Below are 20,384 nucleotides of genomic sequence, written 5' to 3' on the forward strand. Positions count from 1 at the left end.
TCCTCTGAGAAGTTCGCGAAGCCCACTTCTCAGAGGAAGGCACCCGCCCGGAGGCGGCCCCAGCGCGAGACCGTCCCGGATGCTACTCGTTGTCGCCAGCAGTTAACTGCGTTGCGGAGAGTGCGCCGTCGGCTGCGGTTGCGGCAGCGGCGTCGGGCCAGACCCAGTCGGTGAAGGCCGGGTGATCGTAGCCCTCGTCGCAGGCGAACTCGAAGGCCTCGGTGCGGAAAGCCTCCCACTCGTTGATTTGCTCGGCAAACTTGTCGGCATCGACCATGCGCAGCACGTCGGCAGCCAGGGCCCAGCGGTCCATGTTGTTCAGGCGCAGCATGTCGAACGGCGTGGTCGTGGAGCCCTTCTCCTCATAGCCGTGGACGCGGAAGGCGTCGTGGCCGGGGCGGTTCCAGATCAGGCGGCGAATCGTGCCGGCATAGGCGTGGAAGGCAAAGAGAACGGGCTTCTCGCCACAGCCGAACAGCTCGGCCCAGCGCTCGTCGCTGATGGCCTGGTCGTTCTCGCAGACGTTCTGGATCTTGAGCAGGTCGACCACGTTGACGAACCACACCTTGATGCCCAGCTCGCGCAGCATGTCTGTCGCGGCCAAGGCCTCGAGCGTCGGCACGTCGCCGCAGGTGGCGACCACGACATCGGCCTCGGCGAGCGAGTCGGCGGTCGATGCCCACTCCCAGGTCGCGACGCCCTCGGCGAGCTCCGCCTTGGCCTCATCGACCGTCTGGAAAGTCGGGGCGGGCTGCTTGCCGCAGAAGATGGCGTTGACGCAGTCGGTGGACTGGTAAACGCGCTCGGCAACGGCAAGGGCCATGTTGGCGTCTGCCGGATAGTAGGCGTTCACGATATGCGTATCGTTGGCCTTGTTGAGCAGCAGGTCGATAAAGCCCGGGTCCTGGTGCGAGAAGCCGTTGTGGTCCTGGCGCCAGACGTGGCTCGACAGCAGAATGTTGAGGCCGCTGATGGGGGCACGCCACGGAATCTCGCGCTTGGTGGCCTCGAGCCACTTGCAGTGCTGATTGACCATGGAATCGACCACGTGGACAAAGCTCTCGTAGGAGCTCCACACGCCGGAGCGGCCGGTGAGCACGTAAGCCTCGAGGAAGCCCTCGCACTGGTGCTCGGACAGCTGCTCAACGACCTTGCCGGAGCCGGCCAGCAGCTCGTCGTTGGCCTCATCCTCGTAGAAGCCGGCATCCCACTGCTTTTTGGTCACCTTGTAGGCAGCCTGCAGGCGGTTGGACGCGGTCTCGTCGGGACCGAAGATGCGGAAGTCGTCCATGTTCTTAGCCAAGACATCGGCGGTGTACTCACCAAAGACGCGGGCGGCCTCGGTGGAGCCCCAGCCGTGGCCCTTCTCGGCAACGGGAATCTCGTGGGCGTGGATATCGGGCAGCTCAAGCTCGCGACGGACCTTACCGCCGTTTGCGTTGGGGTTGGCGCCGATGCGCAGCTCACCGGTCGGCATAAAGGCCGTCACCTCGGGGCGCACCTGGCCCTCGGGCGTAAAGAGCTCCTCGGGCTTGTAGGAGCGCAGCCACTCGCGAAGCACGCGGAAGTGCTCGTGGGTGTCCTTGGCGCTCGCCAGCGGCACCTGATGCGCGCGCCAGGAGTCTTCGGTCTTCTTGCCGTCGATCTGCTTGGGGCAGGTCCAACCCTTGGGCGTGCGGAACACGATCATGGGGTAGGCCGGACGGACCACGGTCTCGCCCGCGGCGGCCTGGGCCTGAGCGGTGGCCTTGATGTCGCAGATCTCGTCAAAGACCTTTTCAAACAGGGCGGCGAAGCGCTCGTGGATGCTCGCATGGCTCTCGTCGTCAAAACCGGCGACAAAGAAGTGCGGATTATAGCCCATGCCCTCAAAAAACTTGGTGAGTTCTTCGTCGGACACGCGGGCAAGGATAGTGGGGTTGGCGATCTTATAGCCGTTGAGATGCAGGATCGGCAAAACGATACCGTCGGTTGCCGGGTTCACGAGCTTGTTGGACTGCCAAGAAGTCGCGAGCGGACCGGTCTCGGACTCGCCGTCGCCCACCACGGCCACGGCCAGCAGGCTCGGGTTGTCCATGACGGCGCCATAGGCGTGGCTGAGCGTGTAGCCGAGCTCGCCGCCCTCGTGGATGGAACCGGGCGTCTCGGGCGCAAAGTGGCTCGGAATGCCGCCGGGATAGGAGAACTGGCGGAAGAACTTCTGCAGGCCAGCCTCGTCATCGGTGATGTCGGGGCGAATCTCGCGGTAGGTGCCGTCGAGCAGCGACTGGGCAGTACCGGCGGGACCGCCGTGGCCAGGACCCATCAGGAAGATGGCGTTCTGGTTGTGGTCGGCGATGAGGCGGTTGACGTGGCCGAACAGGAAGTTGATGCCGGGCGTGGTTCCCCAGTGACCAACCAGGCGGTGCTTAACGTCCGGACGACCAAAGTCACGCGTCTCGCCGGTCTTCTCGTCGACAAAGTCAGCACGCATCAGCGGGTTGGAGCGAAGGTAAATCTGGCCGACGGACAGATAGTTCGAGGCACGCCAATACAGGTCGACACCCTCGAGCTCGGAAGCCGGAACCTCATGTCCCAGTTTTTGCCACGGCGTTCCCAGTGTTTTAGCCATTGTTTATGTCCCTTCGCTGCGCGGTCACCCTCCGATACGGCAACCTTTCGTTGGGACTAGTATATTTGCTAAAACGTTTTATCAAGGTGAAAAAACGTTTTATCATCCTTATTTGCCTTATGAATCGGCAAAACGAGACATTCACCTGCGGCATTGCCTGTCACAGGTACTTCACAATCGATCTCTACGAATTGATAAACGTGTTTAGTTGTGTTTAGCAAGCTCGAGCACGCTGTCCTTTACGATGAGCACAGGCTCCAAAACCACCTCTTCGGCACGCCTGCCGCCCTTGCCGGCAAGCCGCTTGGACATGCAGCCAAAAGCATGCTCGGCGAGCACACCCGGATCCTGCTCAATCGCCGTCAGCGCTGGCTCAAAGAGAACGTCGGCCGCCGAGTTGTCATAGCTTACGACCGAGATGTCGCCCGGAATGCTCTTCCCCATCTCGTGCAAACGCTTGAGCAGACCAAGGGCAATGTTGTCCGAGCTTGCGAACACGGCGGTGGCGTCGGTTGCGAGCACCGCCTCCGAGGCCTCGTAGGCACTCGGGATGTAATACTCGCTCTCGAACTCCAAGCGAGCATCGATGGGCAACCCCACCTCGCGCAGCGCACGCTCGTAGCCGGCTAGACGCTTGCGGCCCGTGTTGGACCGGCGCGCGTTGACCAGGCAGGCGATACGACGGTGACCCTGCTCGATTAGATAGCGGGTGGCCATGTAGCCGCCCATCTCGTGGTCGAACATCACCTTATCGCACTCGAGTCCCTCGATTGCGCGGTCGACCATTACGGCCGGGATGGGAAGGTGACTCACTTCCTCGCGCAAAGCGCGGTCATCAGAGAACTCGTCGCCCACCACCAGGAAGACGCCATCGACGCCACGGGTCACCAGCTGGCGCAGGAGCTCCAGATCGTCCTCGGCACTTCCACCCGAGCTGGTAATAAAGAGCGCGTAGCCGTCCTCGCGGCAGCGCTTTTCCAGGCTGCCGGCGAGCGAGGCAAAAAATCGGCTCTCGATGTTGGGAACGATAAGGCCCAGCGTGCGCGACTCTCGCATGACCAGGCTGCGCGCGATCTGGTTGGGAACATAGTGGTTGCGTGCCGCGACCTCCTTGATGAGCTTGCGGTTTTCTTCCGAGATGCGACAGGGCCGATTGTTGAGCACAAGCGAGACCGACGAGGGGGAAAGCCCCACCTCCTGGGCGATCTGCTTCAGGGTTACCTTGTTGGCCATCTCGCTCCTTCCGGGTTTACGCGCAATCTCTTGAAAGTATAGCGACTGCCCATCTACCTCGGTGATAAACACTTTACCAATCCGGTAGACGGCTGTTTTATCGCCGCGATTGGTGCAAAGCAACCTGACCCCTTTGCACCAAATCCATCCGGGTGGGGTATATTGCATTCGATTGATGAAATCGACCACCAAAAGGCGGATATTCGTATGCACGAGAACGACTTTTTTAACGAGGACCTGCTCTGCGCACTCGCTGGCGTTGCCGGCGAAGACAACGTGTTGATGAGCGAGCCCATGCGCGAGCACACCACGTTTAAGATCGGCGGCCCGGCCGATGTCTTTGTCACGCCCGATACCGAGCAGGGCCTTGTCGCCACACTCGACACCTGCTATCGCTGCGATCTACCGCTCACTATCGTGGGCAATGGCTCCGACCTGCTCGTCGGCGATAAGGGCATCCGCGGCGTCGTCGTGGCGCTGGGCGAAGGCCTCTCCGACATTACCGTCGACGGCACGCACGTCACGGCAGCAGCGGGCGCGCTGCTCTCGGATGTCGCCGCGGCGGCAGCCGAGGCCGGTCTCACCGGCATGGAGCCCATCTCGGGCATCCCCGGATCGGTCGGCGGCGCCTGCTACATGAACGCCGGCGCCTACGGTGCCTGCATGGCCGATGTGCTGGAGTCCGTGCGCGTCTACAAGCCTGCTCGTCAGCTCGACGACGGTACCCGCGGCAGCGGCAATATCATCGAGTTCGATGCCGATGAGCTCAACCTGGGTTACCGCAAGAGCCGCATCGCCGACGACGGCTTTATCGTGCTCTCGGCCACCTTCAACCTTGCCCCGGGCAACGCCGCGATGATTAAGGCCGACATGGACGACTACCGTCAGCGCCGCGAAGACAAGCAGCCGCTCGACATGCCGAGCGCCGGCTCCACCTTCAAGCGCCCCGAGGGCCACTTTGCCGGCAAGCTCATCATGGACGCCGGCCTGCGCGGTCACGCCATCGGCGGCGCGCAGGTGAGCGAAAAGCACTGCGGCTTCATCGTCAACGCCGACCACGCCACCGCCGCCGACGTCGACGAACTCATCCGCGACATCCAGGCCAAAGTAAAAGACCAATTCGGCGTAGACCTACAACCCGAAGTCCACCGAGTAGGCGAATTCCTATAAAAAGAAGGCCCCGAAAGGGGCCTTCACCATATTTATTCAGCTAACCCAGTCCGGTGCGTAGCGCCCCGAACCCGAGAGGGCCGCGTGCCCGTCCGCAATATATTTGATTGATCGCGAGTTCCGCACGCAAAGAAGGCCACTTAATGTGGCCTTCGTCTTGCGCAGGACTGTCCGAGCAGGCAATCAAATATATTGCGGACGGGCACGCGGCCCAACTTACAGTTACGACAGCACCACGCCGCCGAGCCAGCCCCAGCGCACGCCAGAGCCAGTACCATAGAAGCTAATGAACGAATCAAGCGACCTCGACGTAATGGCACCCTCGTTGCTCATGACGATGCCGCCGCCAACGTAGATACCCACATGGCCGTACAGCAGACCCGGGGCACCGGTACCGCTGTGCGACGAGTCAGCCACGATCATGCCCACCTGCAGCGCCGAACGATTGGAGCTGTAGCACCAGGCGTTAAACATGTCACACGCGTTGCCGCCAAAATAGCCCACGCCGGCGTTACGGAAGACGTTAGTCACCCACGCCGCGCACCAATTCTGACCAGGCGAAGGCGTGGAGTAGCACGCGTTGACGACGGCCTGCTGCTTGCCCGAGCCGGCATTCTGCTGTGGGGTTCCGGAAGCATACGATCCGCCGCCCGAGCTCGAGCCGCCCGAGCTGGAATTGTTCTTATTCGCGGCAGCCGCGGCGGCAGCGGCAGCCTTCCTGGCAGCTTCCTCGGCCTGGGCAGCAGCGAGAATCTCGGAATCGCGCTGAGCCATGAGCTCCTTGACGTCGTCGGAAAGACCGTTCAGCACGGTCTGGACTTCTTGCTGCTTGGCCTGCATATCCTGCATCTGAGCCGTCTGCTGGTCCTTGAGTTTTTCCAGGTCGGCCTTTTGTGCTTCGAGCTCGGTCTTCTGTGCGTCGAGCTCAGCCTGAATCGTCTGGATATCCTCGATGGCATCGCGGTCGCTCTTGTTGATCTTCTCAACGTAATGCGCGTTGGCGACGAGTTCCTCAAACGAGCCAGAGGCCAGCAGCAGCGACAGGATGTTCGTGCCGCCGGACTTGTAGCTGGCGGCCACGCGATCGGAAAGGTCGTTGCGCTTCTTCTTGAGCTCGGCCTTCTTTTCATCGATCTGGGCCTGCGTGTCGTCAATCTTGCCCTGGACATTCTCGATGTCGTTGAGGGTCTGGGCATTCTTGTTGGCCAGCGCCGCATACTCATTTGCGATGCTGTCGAGCTGGGCCTGAACCTCGTCGAGTTGGGCCTGGGCGGCATTCAGTTTATCGGTGGTTTCTTTGGAAGCCTCCGCCGCATGGGCGCGAGCGGGCAGGCCAAAAAGAACCGCCGCAGAAGCGGCGCCGAACAGAGCCTTGAGGGCAGTGCGGCGCGAGAGCTCCTGGGAAAGGATGGAATCGCTGTTTGGTGACATATGTACTCCGTTACATGTTTATTTATATGTCGCTCAACTCATACATATTAGCGTACATATGGCGCGTCCCAACGATTTCCACGAACGGCAGGAAACTACAAGGTCAGCGGCTCGTAAGCAAATGCCAAAGATCAGGTTATGCGTACGCAAGCTCTTCTATGAGTACGTTAGCACAATCCTCTGCTTTTCCTACAGCGCACGATTTGGGTGTCCCTGCCTGCGCTATACTCCCCTGAAGAAGTGTTCCTGATTCGATAGGAGACTACATGTCCAAAGCACTCGACCCCAAAGACACCTGCGTCCTCGTTACCGGTGGCGCCGGCTTTATCGGCTCGCACACCGTCGTTCAGCTGCTCGAGGGTGGCTACCAGGTCGTCATCGTCGATGATCTCTCCAACTCCAGCGCCGTCGCCGTCGACCGCGTCAAGACCATCGTGGGCGACGAGGCCGCCAAGAACCTCACCTTCTACGAGGCCAACGTGCTCGACCGCGATGCGATGAACAAGATCTTCGATACCCATCAGATCGACCGCGTCATCCACTTCGCCGGCTTTAAGGCCGTCGGCGAGTCGGTGAGCAAGCCCGTCGAGTACTACCACAACAACATCGAGAACACCCTGGTGCTCGTCGACGTCATGCGCAACCATGGCTGCAAGTCCATCATCTTCTCGAGCTCCTCGACCGTCTACGGCGACCCGGACAACCCGCCCGTCACCGAGGAGGATCCTAAGAAGCCCGCGACCAACCCCTATGGTTGGACCAAGTGGATGATCGAGCAGATCCTTATGGACGTCCACACCGCCGACCCCGAGTGGGACGTCGTGCTGCTCCGTTACTTCAACCCCATCGGCGCTCATCCGTCGGGCCTGATCGGCGAGGACCCCAAGGGCATCCCCAACAACCTGGTGCCCTATGTCGCCCAGGTCGCCGTGGGCAAGCTCGAGGCCGTTCAGGTCTTTGGTAACGACTACCCCACCCCCGACGGCACCGGCGTGCGCGACTACATCCACGTGTGCGATCTGGCCTCTGGTCACGTTGCCGCCCTTAACTGGATGAACGGCAAGACCGGCGTCGAGATCTTTAACTTGGGCACCGGCACCGGCACCTCGGTACTCGAGGTCGTCGCCGCCTTCTCCAAGGCTTGTGGCAAGGAGCTGCCCTACGTGATCCGCGAGCGCCGCGCCGGCGACATCGCTGCCAACTGGTGCGATGCCTCCAAGGCCGAGCGCATGATGGGCTGGAAGGCCCAATACGACATCGCGGACATGTGCCGCGATAGCTGGAACTGGCAGAGCCACAACCCCAACGGCTTCGCCGACGCCGAGTAGCAAAAACCTACATACCGCTCTTGCCCCGATCTCACGTTGTGAGGTCGGGGCTTTTTTCATGGCATGTAACCATTCGCCGAAAATCGACCAACTTTTTTATCTTGCCTGTACATGTTTAAACAACATGTTTTACAATAGGCGTATCGAATCAGAACATCGGAGGCGGACTGCACACCCATCGGCAGGCCGACCCCACAACAAGAAGGTTGGTGAGCGCATTCATGGAGCGTGCAAGCGGCGTCCTCATGCCCGTCTCATCTCTGCCCGGACCATACGGAATCGGCGGCTTTGGCTGGAATGCCTACGACTTCGTCGATTTTCTCGCCTCGTGCAAACAACATTACTGGCAGATTCTGCCCCTTACGACGACCAGCTATGGCGACTCGCCCTATCAGTCGTTCTCGGCCCGCGCTGGCAACCCCAACTTTATCGACTTCGCCGAACTCATCGAGGCGGGCTATCTGGAGCAGTGCGATATCGACGGCGTGTATCTGGGTTCCGACCCCAGCAACGTCGACTACGGCGCCATCTTTGGCGGTCGCCGTCAGATTCTCGACCGCGCCGCCGAGCGCTTCGCCGCCGATAAACCGGCCGATTTCGACGACTTTGTCCAGGCCAACGAGGACTGGCTCATCCCCTATTGCGAGTTCATGACCGTCAAGGAGGAGTGCGGGCTCAAGGCATTTTGGGAGTGGCCCGCGGAGCTGCGTACCCGCGGAGAGGCTTCTGCCAAGGTCTGCGCCGCCCATCCCGCGCGTATGCTCTACCACCAGATGACGCAGTACTTCTTCGATCGCCAGTGGAGCCGCCTCAAGGCTTACGCCAACGAGCGCGACATCCTAGTCATCGGCGATCTGCCCATCTACGTCTCGCGCGACTCTGTCGAGATGTGGGCCACGCCCGAGCTCTTTAAGATCGACGCCGCCGGCAACCCCGTGAGCGTCGCCGGCACGCCACCCGACCAGTTCTCGGCAACCGGCCAGTACTGGGGCAACCCTATCTACGACTGGGATGCCATGGAGGCCGACGGATTCTCCTGGTGGGAGGGCCGCATCCGTGCCGCGCTCGACATGTACGACATCATCCGCCTGGACCACTTCCGCGGCTTCGAGGCCTTTTGGGAGGTGCCGTTCTCCTCGCCCGATTCTTCCTACGGCTCGTGGACGCAGGGACCCGGCCTCAAGCTCTTCAAAACGCTCGAGGAAAAGCTCGGCACGCTGCCCATCATCGCCGAAGACCTGGGCTTCCTCACCCCCGGCGTTATCGAGATGCGCGACACCACGGGCTTCCCCGGCATGAAGATCCTGCAGTTTGCCTTTGAGGGCACCAACTCGTACTACCTGCCGCATAACTACATCGCCAACACCGTCGCCTATGTGGGCACGCACGACAACGAGACGGCACGCGGTTGGTTTGAGGGAACGGCCACCCCGCGCCAGCGCGAGCAGGCAGCCCTGTACACCCATCAGCAGACTGGCGAGCCCATCACCGATGCGCTCAACCGCGCCATCGCCGCCAGCGTGAGCGATACCTGCATCTACACCATGCAGGACCTGCTCAACCTGGGCAATGAGGCACGCATCAACACGCCCGCCACCCTGGGCGGCAACTGGACCTGGCGCATGCTCGATGGCGCCATCACCCGCGAGCTCGAGCACAAGCTTACTGACTGGACGGAGACCTACTTCCGCATCCCGTCGGAAGCCGAAATCGAGCTTCCCCAATAGGAGCAACCGCGCCCGACCCCACCCCATCGTGTGGACGCGTTCGCTTTCCCCGCGCGAGGCCACCCCAATCCCCTCGCGCGGGGCTTCTTTTGAATTTCTGACATGTAGTCAACCCATCACAGGAGGAAACATGCCCCGTATCAATCTCGCGGATCTCGCCGAGCAGTCCTTTGGCACCTCGCTTGAGCAACTCGACGATCGTCGCATTTACAAGCTGCTGGTCAAGCTCGTGCAGGAGCGCTCTGCCGCCTGCCCGCTCAACAACGGCAAGAAAAAGCTCTACTACATCTCTGCCGAGTTTTTGATCGGCAAGCTGCTTATCAACAACATGATCGACCTCGGTATCTACGACGAGGTTAAGGAGCAGCTCGTCGCCGCGGGCCACGACCTCAACAAAATCGAGGAGTTTGAGGTTGAGCCTTCGCTCGGCAACGGCGGTCTGGGCCGTCTGGCTGCGTGCTTCCTGGACTCTATCGCCACGTTGGGCCTCACCGGCGACGGCGTGGGCCTCAACTACCATTACGGCCTGTTCCGTCAGCGCTTTGTCGACAACCAGCAGAAGGCCGTTCCCGATGAGTGGCTCGGCGAGCAGGATATCCTAATCGATGACGACCGCTCCTACACCGTTGAGTTCGGTGATTTTGCCGTCACCTCCAAGCTCGTCAACATCGATGTGCCCGGTTACGGCCAGCCCACTAAGAACCGCCTGCGCTTGTTCGACCTGGCAAGCGTCGACGACGGCCTGGTCCCCGGCAGCTCCATCGACTTCGACAAGACCGAGATCGCCAAGAACCTCACCTTGTTCCTGTACCCCGACGATTCCGACGAGCAGGGCCGCCTGCTTCGCATCTATCAGGAGTACTTCATGGTGAGCAACGCCGCCCAGCTCCTGATCGACGAGGCCGTCGAGCGCGGCAGCAACCTGCACGACCTGGCCGATTACGCCGTTGTCCAGATCAACGACACGCACCCCACCATGGTCATCCCCGAGCTTATCCGACTGCTCACCACCGAGCACGACATCGAGTTTGACGAGGCCGTTACCATCGTGCGGTCCATGGTCGCCTACACCAACCACACGATTCTTGCCGAGGCGCTCGAGAAGTGGCCGCTCGCCAGCCTGCAGAAGGTCTCCCCTGCCATCGCCGACATCATCGTCAAGCTCGACGAGGTCGCCAAGGCCGAGCACGACAACCCGCGCGTTGCCATCATCGACGAGCACGACAACGTCCACATGGCCCACATGGACATCCACTTTGGCTTCTCCATCAACGGCGTCGCCGCACTGCACACCAAGATCCTGGAGAACACCGAGCTTCACCCGTTCTACGAGATCTACCCCGAGAAGTTCTCAAATAAGACCAACGGCATCACCTTCCGCCGCTGGATCCATGGCGCCAACCCCGCACTCGCCAGCCTGCTCGACGACGTGATCGGCACCGATTGGCGCAGCACCGGCAATCTGACCAAGCTCGCCGAGTTCGCCGACGACAAGGACGTTCTTGAGCGCCTGGCCGCCACCAAGGTCGAGGCCAAGGCCATCATGCGCCAGTTTATGGCGCTCGAGCAGGGCGTGACCATTCCCTCCAACGCCATCATCGACGTTCAGGTCAAGCGCATCCACGAGTACAAGCGCCAGCAGATGCTTGCGCTCTACATCATCTGGAAGTATCTCGACATCAAGAACGGCAACAAGCCCGAGCACCCCGTCACCATCATCTTTGGCGGCAAGGCGGCCCCTGCCTACACCATCGCCCAAGACATCATCCACCTGATCCTGACGCTGTCCCAGTGGATTGCCAACGACCCCGACGTGGCCCCCTACCTGCAGGTTGTCATGATCGAGAACTACAACGTCACCGCTGCCGAGCGCGTGATTCCCGCCGCTGACATCTCCGAGCAAATCAGCCTGGCCTCCAAGGAGGCGAGTGGCACCTCCAACATGAAGTTCATGCTCAACGGCGCCCTGACCCTGTGCACGCTCGACGGCGCCAATGTGGAGATCGCCGAGCTCGTCGGCGACGAGAACATCTACACCTTTGGCGCCTCGTCCAAGCAGGTCGAGCAGCTCTACGCCGACGGCACCTACAATGCCGGCGCGCTCTACCGCAAGCCCGGCATCAAGCTGCTGGTGGACTTTATCACCAACCCCGCCTTTATGGCGACCGGCAACGCCGAGCGCCTGCAGCGCCTGCACGACGACATCAAGGGCAAGGACTGGTTTATGGCCCTGCTCGACATCGAGGAGTACATCCAGACCAAGGAGCGCGTGCTGGCCGACTACGAGGACCAGGAAGCCTGGATGCGCAAGGCGCTGATCAACATCGCCAACGCCGGCAGCTTCTCGTCCGACCGTACCATCTCGCAGTACAACGACGAGATCTGGCACCTGGGCTAATTCGCTTCCCCTACCCATCCTCTTGAAGACGGAGCTGTGGCAACACGGCTCCGTTTTTTGTGCCGATATATTGACCCGTGGCCCGCCTCGGCCAAATTGTCTCGATCTGTAACATCTACTTAGGCAAAACGGTCCTACCTGTTACAGATCGAGACATACCGGTCCTTCCCCTGGGTTTATCTCAATCTGTAACATTTGGCCGCCGTAATCCAACCTTACTGTTACAGAACGAGACAAACCGTCAGACCTCCCCAACACAAAGAAAGGCTCCCCTCTCGTCCAGTGGACGGAAGGGGAGCCTTATATGTGACCACGGCAAAAGGATGGCAAAGCCGCAGTCGCCCAAAAGGAGGGCCTGATTGGGTCGGGCCTAGATAAGGTTCTTGCCGGAGACCTTATCGAAGAGGTGGGTCGCGTTCTTCTCGAACTTGAACCAGATGGTGTCGCCAGCCTTGAGCGCACCCTTGGCCTCAAGGTCGACAACGGGAATGATCAGGACGAACTGGCCATCGGGAGCGGTCACGTGGACATGCTCGGTCGAACCCATGAGCTCGGTCACCTCGACGGTACCCTGGAGCGCGCCCTCCTCGTCCTTGTCGGCAAGCAGAATCTGCTCGGGGCGCACGCCGGCAGTGATCTCCTTCGCGTCGCCGCCGTCCCAGTTGAGAGCAAGCTGAGCGCAGGTCTCGGGGGCGAGCGCCACGTTCATATCCTCGGTCTTGACGGTAAATCCGTTGCCCGAGCGCACCAGCTGGGCATCGAAGAAGTTCATCTGCGGCACGCCGATAAAGCCGGCAACGAAGATGTTTGCGGGATGGTTGAAGACCTCCTGCGGCGTGGCGATCTGCTGGACGACGCCGTCCTTCATGACCACGATACGATCGCCGAGGGTCATGGCCTCGGTCTGGTCGTGAGTGACGTAGATGAACGTGCCCTTGATCTCGTGGCGCAGCTTGATGAGCTCGGCACGCATCTGGTTACGCAGCTTGGCGTCCAGGTTGGACAGCGGCTCGTCCATCAGGAAGACCTTAGGATCACGCACGATGGCGCGGCCGATAGCGACACGCTGGCGCTGGCCGCCCGAAAGCGCCTTGGGCTTACGGTCGAGGTACTCGGTGATACCCAAAATCTCGGCAGCGGAGCGAACCTTGCGGTCGATCTCGTCCTTGGGGACCTTCTTGAGCTCAAGCGTAAACGCCATGTTCTCGTACACCGTCATATTGGGGTACAGAGCATAGCTCTGGAACACCATGGCAATGTCGCGGTCCTTGGGTGCCACGTCGTTGACGCGCTTGCCGTCGATAAACACATCGCCCGAGGTAATGTCCTCCAGGCCAGCAACCATGCGCATCGTCGTGGACTTACCGCAGCCAGACGGGCCGACGAGAACGATAAACTCCTGGTCATGCACGGTGAGGTTAAAGTCCTCCACCGCGAGCACGCCGTCCTCGGTAACCTTGAGGTTGTGCTTTTTCTCCTCGGTCTTCTTCTTTTTGCCAAAGAAGCCCTTCTTTTTGGACTCGTTGTTGGGATACACCTTCTGAACATGTTTGAGAACGATCTCGGCCATGTCTTTACCTTTCGATATGCGGCGCCGCGCTGAGGGGCGCCGCAGAAACTTGCAAAACAGTTACGGCATCAGCCCTTGACGGCACCTGCCACCACGCCGTCGATGATGTACTTCTGGCAGAGGATGTACATGACGACGATAGGGACAACGACCATCATGATGCAGGCCATCATGGGGCCGAGTTCGACGTGGCCGTAGCCGCCGCGGAAGTACTGGATCAAGATAGGAATGGTCTTGTACTTGGTGGAGTCGAGGGTGAGGTAGGGCAGCAGATAGTCGTTCCAGACCCACATGGTCTCGAGGATGCCGACCGAAAGATAGGTGGGCTTCATGATGGGGAGGACAATCTTAAAGAACACCTGGACCGGGTTGCAGCCGTCAATCATGGCCGCTTCCTCGATCTCGAGCGGGATGTTCTTTACAAAGCCGGCGAACATAAAGACCGCCAGGCCCGCGCCAAAGCCCAGATAGATAAAGCAGATGTTGAACGGCGTGTTGAAGCCGATGCGGTCCGCCAAATTGGACAGCGTGAACATGAGCATCTGGAACGGTACAACCATCGAGAACACGAACAGGTAATAGAAGAAGTTCGAGATCTTGCTGTTGACACGAACCACGTACCAAGCGCACATGGAGCAGCACACCAAGATCAGCACGACCGACGTGACCGTGATGATGAGCGAGTACATAAATGCCGAGGCAAAGCCCTGCTCGTTCAGAGCGTGCATGTAGTTTGCGAGGCCGTTGAACGTCTCGGGCGTGAGCAGATCGAATGCCGTGGTGGTGCTGATTGCGGTCGCTTTCTTAAAGGAATTGAGCGCAATCATGAACACGGGGTAGATCCATGCGAGCGACAGAATCGTAAAGAAAATCGAGAGCGCGCGGTTGATAACCTTATCGCGTTTCATTACTGCTGCACCTCCTTGGACCTCGTGGCCTTAAGCTGAATCATGGAGATGGCTACGACCAGGATGCAGAAGATAACCGCCTTGGCCTGACCGATGCCCTGCCATGCGATACCGGCACGCGAATAGAACGTGTTGTAGATGTTCAGGGCGAGCATCTCGGTGGAGTGCGCGGGGGCGCCGCCGGTAAGGGCGAGGTTCTGGTCGAACAGCTTAAAGCCGTTGGTGATGGACAGGAACAGGCAGATGGTGATGGTCGGCATCAGGTTAGGGATCTTAACCTTCCAAAACGTCTGCCATGCCGTGGCACCGTCGACCTTGGCGGCCTCGATGTAGTCGGACGGAATGGACTGCAGACCAGCGATGTAGATGATCATCATGTAGCCGACCTGCTGCCACAGGGTCAGGATGATAAGGCCCCAGAAGCCAGCAGCAGAGTTAAGGGCGATGAGCTGGGCGCCCACGTTGGAGAGCAGGCAGTTGATCAGAATCTGCCAGATGTAGCCCAGCACGATGCCGCCGATCAGGTTAGGCATAAAGAAGATCGTACGGAAGATGTTGGTGCCCTTGAGCGCTTTGCGGGTGAGCGCCTGCGCGATGGCGAGGGCGATTACGTTGATGAGCACCGTCGACAGGAAGGCAAACGCCACGGTAAAGAAGAACGACGTGGCAAACTGCGGATCGGACAGTGCGCGCACGTAGTTCTCGATACCGACAAAGTGCGTGTTGTTGATGGTAATAAACTGGCAGAACGAGAGATAGAAACCCTGGATAAAGGGGATCACGAACCCGATCATAAACGCCAGACACGTGGGCAGCATAAAGAGCGGCCACCAGCGCTTGAGTGCTTTGCCCATAGAAGGGTCCTTTCAATATGCAGGGGGCGGGCAAACCAACGTCTGCCCGCCCCCTGTCGCTAATCAGATAGCTTGGGCAGCAACTGCTTACTCGGAAGCAGCCTTCTCGGTCTTCCAGCCATCGACGAAGGCGTTCTTGACGCCGTCCCACTTGCTGTTGTCGGCAGCATAGGCAATCAGAGCCTGCTTGAGGTTCTTCTTCCACTCCTCGGAGGGGATGTAAACGAAGTCCCAAGCGACGGTCTTCTTGCCGTCCTTGGCCATGGCAACGGCCTGCTGCGAGAAGACGTTGGTGGTCTCCTTAGCGCTCTTGAACGGGGCAGTCAGACCCATCTTGTCAGCGATGATGCTGGTGGCGGTGTCAGAAGTGACGCACCAATACATGAAGTCCTCGGTGGCCTTCTGGGCATCCTCGGAAGCCTGGGAGCTAACGCACCAGTAGTTCTCGCCGCCGGAGCACAGGCCCTGGTTCTCCTCGCCGTCGACACCGATGTAGATGGGCATCATGCCAATCTGATCGTCGGTCATGCCGGCCTTGGTGAGGTCAGCGTAGGCCCAAGAACCGTTCTGGTAGAAGACGGCCTTGCCGGTTGCGAACTCGTTGGTGGCGTCGTCGCCGGTCTTGGAGGCAAGCTGCGAAGGATCGCAGGTGGAGTCGGTGATGTACAGGTCGAAAATCTGCTTGAAGTTGTCGAGATACTCGCCCTTGATCTCGTCGTCCTCCTGGTTGTGCTCCTTCTCGAACTCGTAGTAGAGCGGGAGGTTGGCGAGGTGGGTGGTGTAGCGCCAGCTGGAGGAGTCATCCATGCCGGCAGAAGTAAAGGCACCCTCAACACCAAGCTCGTCCTTGCGGGCCTGGATGTCGTCGGCACAAGCCTTCAGCTTGTCGAAGGAGTTGATGTCCTCGGCCTTGTAGCCAGCCTTCTCGAGCAGCTGCTTGTTGTAGATGATGCCGTAGCTCTCCTGGACCCAGTCGATACCCAGATCCTTGCCATCGGACTGCAGAGCCAGGGAGTCGTCAATGAGCTCACCGCGGAGCTTGGTATCGGACAGGTCGGCGCAGTAATCCTTCCAGTTCTTAAGACCGGTGGGGCCGTTGACCTGGAACAGGGTCGGAGCGGAGCTCTTGGACATCTCGGACTTGAGCTTCTCCTCGTAGGTGTTGGAGGCAGCGGTCACGATCTTGACCTCGACGCCCTTCTCCTTCTTATAGGCCTTGGCGATCTCCTTCCACTCCTTGTCGACCTCGGGCTTGAATTGGAGGAAATAGACCTCGGCAGCGTCACCAGAAGCAGAGGAGCCGGAGCCGGCGGAGCCGCCGCAGCCTACAAGACCAAGGCCCAGAACCGCAGCCGCGGAACCAGCGAAGCCCAGGAACTGCCTTCTGCTCATTTCGTTCTTCATTACAATCCACCCTTTCACACCGTGGCGGCACCCTTTGCCGCCGCCTTCGGAGATTGGCTCGGGGACTTTGCCCCTTTTGCTGATTTGTACAATACGCTATTTTGCTAGTTGTTTGAACAAGTATTACTAGAGCGGTAGAAAAACATCAGTGAACGGTAATTTCAACTTGATACTTGACAAGTTTTGTATAAACAATTATTTGTTATCGAATGCAGAGAAAACGCCCGGTCAAGCCGATGCATCGTCGGTTTGACCGGGCGTTTTCTCTTTGAGGGCATGAGTCTCGTCAGGCTGCGAGCTAGCCGGCTATCGCTTGGAGTTGACGCGGTAGTGGAAGATCTCGGGATGCGTGCGGGCATGCGTGACCTCGAACAAGATGCCGTCCGAGGTGTACGACTGGCTCTCCATGACGGCAACGCAGTTGTATTTGCCAAGGTCAAGATAGCTGCAGTCCTCATCGTTGGCAAGCTCGACGCTCACCGTACGGCGACTCGCCATCACTTTGACGCCGCGTTTGTGCTCCAGATAGTCGTAAATTGACTTTGCAGCGATCTCGGGCGTCAGGCCTTTGGCGATCGACTCCAGAAAATAGCCGTGGTCCACCTGGCGAGCGCTACCGTTAAGGCTACGGACGCGCACCACGCGAATCAACTCCTCGCCCACCTTAAAGCCCAGGTGACGAGAGAGTTGCTCGGTGCAGACCAGATGTTCAAAAGACTTAACGTCCGTCGATGCAACGGCATTGTTGCGCTTTGCAAACTCGCCAAACGACTCAACCTCTTCGAGTGCGCCCAACATGTCGGTTTCGCCCTTAAGCCAAATAACGCGCACGCCCTTGCCGTGTATGGGCTGCACAAACATCCCGTCGGCCAGCATACTCAAGGCGCGACGGACGGTATTGCGAGTGCATCCGAACTCCGCGGTCAGCTCGGCTTCGGTTGGCAGCATCTCCTGAAACGCATAGGTCCCATTAATGATGCGCGAGCGTATTTCTCGGTAGATTCCTTCGTATATCGCTTTTGGCATTGTTTCACCTCTAATGAATATGTATGGCTAGGCACGATAGCATTTCTTTGGGTTGTTTAAACCGATTATCGGTAAAGCACGGATTATTTACCGTCGACGGTTCCCCCGAAACTTAAATCGGACCGAATCAAAACCGTCAATGCGGCAAGCAGCCAGTCCTCTACAATGAGTTCATTGTTTAAACGTTCTTGCTCGCACAGCATGTTGCATCCGAAAGGCATATTATGCTGCAAAAAATCCAACGCTTTGGCGGGGCAATGTTCGCGCCCGCCATGCTGTTTTCTATATCAGGCCTCATGGTCGGCGTCTCCGCTCTCGCAACGACTGCGGACATCGTCGGCGATCTCGCCGTATACGGAACCCCTTGGTACGTTTTTTGGACCATCATCCAGCGCGGCTCGTGGACGGTCTTTAAACGCCTCCCGCTCCTTTTTGCCGTAGCGCTGCCCATCGGTCTTGCCCAAAAACAACCGGCTCGTTGCTGCCTCGAGGCTCTCGTCGCCTATTTTGCCTACTGCTTCTTTTTGAGCGAGATCATTAAGCTGAGCGGAGACAACCTTGGACTTGAGTACCCGTCATCTTTGACCACCGCCAGCGGTATCACCGTCATCGACGGCATCAAGACGCTCGACACCGGCATTATCGGCCCGCTGGCGGTATCGGCAACCGTCGTCACCATCCATGACCGCTTCTACGATGCCAAGATTCCCGATTGGCTCGGCACCTTCTCGGGCTCCTCGCTGGTCTACCTCATCAGCTTTTTTGCCGTGTTTGCCCTTGCCGCCATCTCGGCCGCCATCGTGCCCTACGTATACGATGTAACCGATACGCTGCGTCACGCGCTTGCAGGCGTCGGTCCCTTTGGCGTGGGCATCTTTGTCTTTTTAGAACGAGCACTCGAGCCCTTTGGCCTGCACCACCTGCTCTACATGCCGATCTACTACGACAACCTGGTCATTAACGACGGCATCTACGCCACGTGGAGCAGTTTGCTCCCCATCCTCTCCCATAGCACGCGCCCCCTTAATGAGCTTGCGCCGTGGGCCGGTTTTACCGCCACCGGCTGGGTCAAAGTCTTTGGCCTTCCTGCCATCGCAGCTGCGTTCTACTCCACCGCAAAACCCGAGCGCCGCGCCGGCCTCAGGGTCATCCTTGCTCCCGCCATCATCGCCTCGGTGGTTTGCGGCGTTACCGAGCCACTCGAGTTTCTCTTTATGTTCACCCACCCCGGGCTCTTTTTGCTCTACGCCGTCTTATCGTCTTGCCTTGCCACAGCCATGAATCTCTTTGGCATCGTCGGCATCTTCTCGGGCGGCCTCATGGAGATGGCAGCCTTCAACTTTATTCCGCTCATGCGCACGCATGCCGGTGCCTATCTTTTGGCGCTCGGTATCGGCCTTGCCTTTAGCCTCATCTTTTTTGTTAGTTTTCGAGCACTCATCTTGGTCTATGACCTTAAGACGCCGGGCCGCGAGAATCATGTCGCCAATCGCGCGGCAATCGATTGTTTAACGGGAAGCGACTTTGCCAAAGAGCAATCTCCCAATGACGAGGTCAATAGTCGATCCGATCAAGATCACGTCCTCGCTGAGCGGGTAATTCAGCTTTTAGGTGGCGTTGGCAATATCGTGGGCGCAACCAACTGCGCCACGCGCCTGCGCGTCGAGGTCGCAGACCCTTCCATCGTTGCAGATAACGCGTCGTTTGTCGCGGTGGGCGCCAAGGGCCTCATCATTACGGGCAAGACCGCCCAGGTGATTATCGGCATCTCCGTTCCCCGCGTTAAAGAGCATTTTGACCAGATCATGGGCCTCGAGCCGGGATTTGTGCCCACCACCTCGGCCTCCCCTGCCGCCAGCGCAGCCCATAAGCGCGGCGATATTTGCTTCTTCGATATCGACGGAACGCTCGCCTGGCAAGACCCCAGGCTCGCCCAAGACCTTCCCGAAGACGAGCGGGACCTCTCCCCCTATCCCAACGAGGCGGTTTCGCAGGCAATCCGCGATTTCGTTGCAAACGGCAACATGGCCTTTATCTGCACAGGGCGCACCCTCAGTTGCATCCACCCCAAACTTCTTGAGCTGCCCTGGACCGGCATCGTCTGTCTTGCGGGCGGTTACGCCGAGATCAACGGACACGCAATTCGTGATCTGTCGATGACGCCCAGTATGCTGCAGCGTCTTGCCCCCTATCTTGAGCAGTCGGGCGAAGTCATCCGCTTTGAGGGCCTCAACGGCGTCGTGCGCATGAGTGCCGATGCGCCCGATGCTCCCGGATACGCGCGCACCCTGGGCGACGCAGTCACGCAGCTGCAACATTACAGTGCCTACAAGATCTTGATGTCTACATCGCTCGCCAACCACATCGCTCAAGATAAGGCACTTGAGCCGCTGTTGTGCTTTAACGAGCTCGAACTCGAGGTAACCGAAATCTCACCCCGCGAATGCACGAAGCGCGGGGGCATCCAGTCTGTACTCGACGCCCTCGATCCCCACCATGGAACCGTATACGGCATCGGCGACGCCAGCAATGACGTCTCGCTGATGAACGCCGTCGATGTCGGTATCGCCATGGGCAACGCGCCGGACTATCTCAAAAAGCGCGCCGACTACATCACCGACTCGGTCGACAAAGATGGCGTCGTCAAGGCGCTCGAGCACTTTAGGCTTATATAAGCAGCCGGCACGCGCACGCGTCCCGTTTCCCCAAATCGCCAAAACAGAC

At 59.3% G+C, this 20,384-nt stretch carries 13 protein-coding genes; 5 read left to right on the top strand and 8 right to left on the bottom strand.

Annotated elements, in window-relative coordinates:
• Window positions 1-82: 82 nt before the first annotated feature.
• Both FGQ67_RS08585 and FGQ67_RS08590 read right to left on the bottom strand, forming a co-directional pair.
• Window positions 83-2,611 (bottom strand): phosphoketolase family protein, encoded by a 2,529-nt coding sequence (locus FGQ67_RS08585; protein ID WP_138341384.1) that lies wholly within the window; start codon window positions 2,609-2,611, stop codon window positions 83-85.
• A gap of 204 nt (window positions 2,612-2,815) precedes the next feature.
• Window positions 2,816-3,844, bottom strand: coding sequence for a LacI family DNA-binding transcriptional regulator (locus FGQ67_RS08590; protein ID WP_138341386.1), 1,029 nt, complete (start codon window positions 3,842-3,844; stop codon window positions 2,816-2,818).
• 207 nt (window positions 3,845-4,051) lie between these two features.
• Between FGQ67_RS08590 and murB the strand changes: the two genes are divergently transcribed.
• A complete protein-coding gene (murB, locus tag FGQ67_RS08595; protein WP_138341388.1) occupies window positions 4,052-5,014 on the top strand; it encodes a UDP-N-acetylmuramate dehydrogenase in 963 nt (320 codons plus the stop codon).
• Window positions 5,015-5,236: 222 nt separating this feature from the next.
• Here murB and FGQ67_RS08600 read toward each other — a convergent pair whose 3' ends face one another.
• Window positions 5,237-6,445: a coiled-coil domain-containing protein gene (locus FGQ67_RS08600; RefSeq protein WP_138341390.1), complete on the bottom strand. Its 1,209-nt coding sequence runs from the start codon at window positions 6,443-6,445 to the stop codon at window positions 5,237-5,239.
• Window positions 6,446-6,711: 266 nt separating this feature from the next.
• Here FGQ67_RS08600 and galE point away from each other — a divergent pair, with 266 nt between their 5' ends.
• From galE to glgP, 3 genes are all read left to right on the top strand, one after another.
• Entirely contained in the window at window positions 6,712-7,773 is a 1,062-nt protein-coding gene (gene galE, locus FGQ67_RS08605) for a UDP-glucose 4-epimerase GalE (RefSeq protein ID WP_117770533.1), read from the top strand.
• Between the two features lie 221 nt (window positions 7,774-7,994).
• Complete coding sequence (gene malQ, locus FGQ67_RS08610) at window positions 7,995-9,500, top strand: 4-alpha-glucanotransferase (protein WP_138341411.1); 1,506 nt, start codon at window positions 7,995-7,997, stop codon at window positions 9,498-9,500.
• 130 nt (window positions 9,501-9,630) lie between these two features.
• Window positions 9,631-11,898, top strand: coding sequence for a glycogen/starch/alpha-glucan family phosphorylase (gene glgP / locus FGQ67_RS08615; RefSeq protein WP_138341392.1), 2,268 nt, complete (start codon window positions 9,631-9,633; stop codon window positions 11,896-11,898).
• 370 nt (window positions 11,899-12,268) lie between these two features.
• On the opposite strand, the gene FGQ67_RS08620 is transcribed toward glgP, so the two are convergent.
• The 5 genes from FGQ67_RS08620 to FGQ67_RS08640 all read right to left on the bottom strand — a co-directional run bounded on the left by FGQ67_RS08620 (window position 12,269) and on the right by FGQ67_RS08640 (window position 17,660).
• The gene (locus FGQ67_RS08620; protein ID WP_138341393.1) at window positions 12,269-13,468 is read right to left on the bottom strand and encodes an ABC transporter ATP-binding protein; all 1,200 of its coding nucleotides are present in this window, start codon (window positions 13,466-13,468) and stop codon (window positions 12,269-12,271) included.
• Window positions 13,469-13,536: 68 nt separating this feature from the next.
• Window positions 13,537-14,376, bottom strand: a complete 840-nt coding sequence (locus FGQ67_RS08625) for a carbohydrate ABC transporter permease (RefSeq protein ID WP_138341395.1) — start codon at window positions 14,374-14,376, stop codon at window positions 13,537-13,539.
• Window positions 14,376-15,230: a carbohydrate ABC transporter permease gene (locus tag FGQ67_RS08630; protein WP_055285610.1), complete on the bottom strand. Its 855-nt coding sequence runs from the start codon at window positions 15,228-15,230 to the stop codon at window positions 14,376-14,378. Before FGQ67_RS08630 ends, FGQ67_RS08625 begins: the two co-directional genes overlap by 1 nt.
• 87 nt (window positions 15,231-15,317) lie before the next feature.
• Window positions 15,318-16,634: an ABC transporter substrate-binding protein gene (locus FGQ67_RS08635; protein WP_138341397.1), complete on the bottom strand. Its 1,317-nt coding sequence runs from the start codon at window positions 16,632-16,634 to the stop codon at window positions 15,318-15,320.
• Window positions 16,635-16,940: 306 nt separating this feature from the next.
• The gene (locus FGQ67_RS08640) at window positions 16,941-17,660 is read right to left on the bottom strand and encodes a GntR family transcriptional regulator (protein ID WP_138341399.1); all 720 of its coding nucleotides are present in this window, start codon (window positions 17,658-17,660) and stop codon (window positions 16,941-16,943) included.
• 224 nt (window positions 17,661-17,884) lie between these two features.
• Between FGQ67_RS08640 and FGQ67_RS10125 the strand changes: the two genes are divergently transcribed.
• Window positions 17,885-20,335 carry a PTS transporter subunit EIIC gene (locus tag FGQ67_RS10125; RefSeq protein WP_171025278.1) on the top strand — a complete coding sequence of 817 codons (2,451 nt, stop codon included), beginning with the start codon at window positions 17,885-17,887 and terminating at the stop codon, window positions 20,333-20,335.
• The last annotated feature ends 49 nt before the right edge of the window (window positions 20,336-20,384 follow it).

It is taken from the genome of Collinsella aerofaciens, from assembly GCF_005845035.1.
GTDB lineage: Bacteria > Actinomycetota > Coriobacteriia > Coriobacteriales > Coriobacteriaceae > Collinsella > Collinsella aerofaciens_I.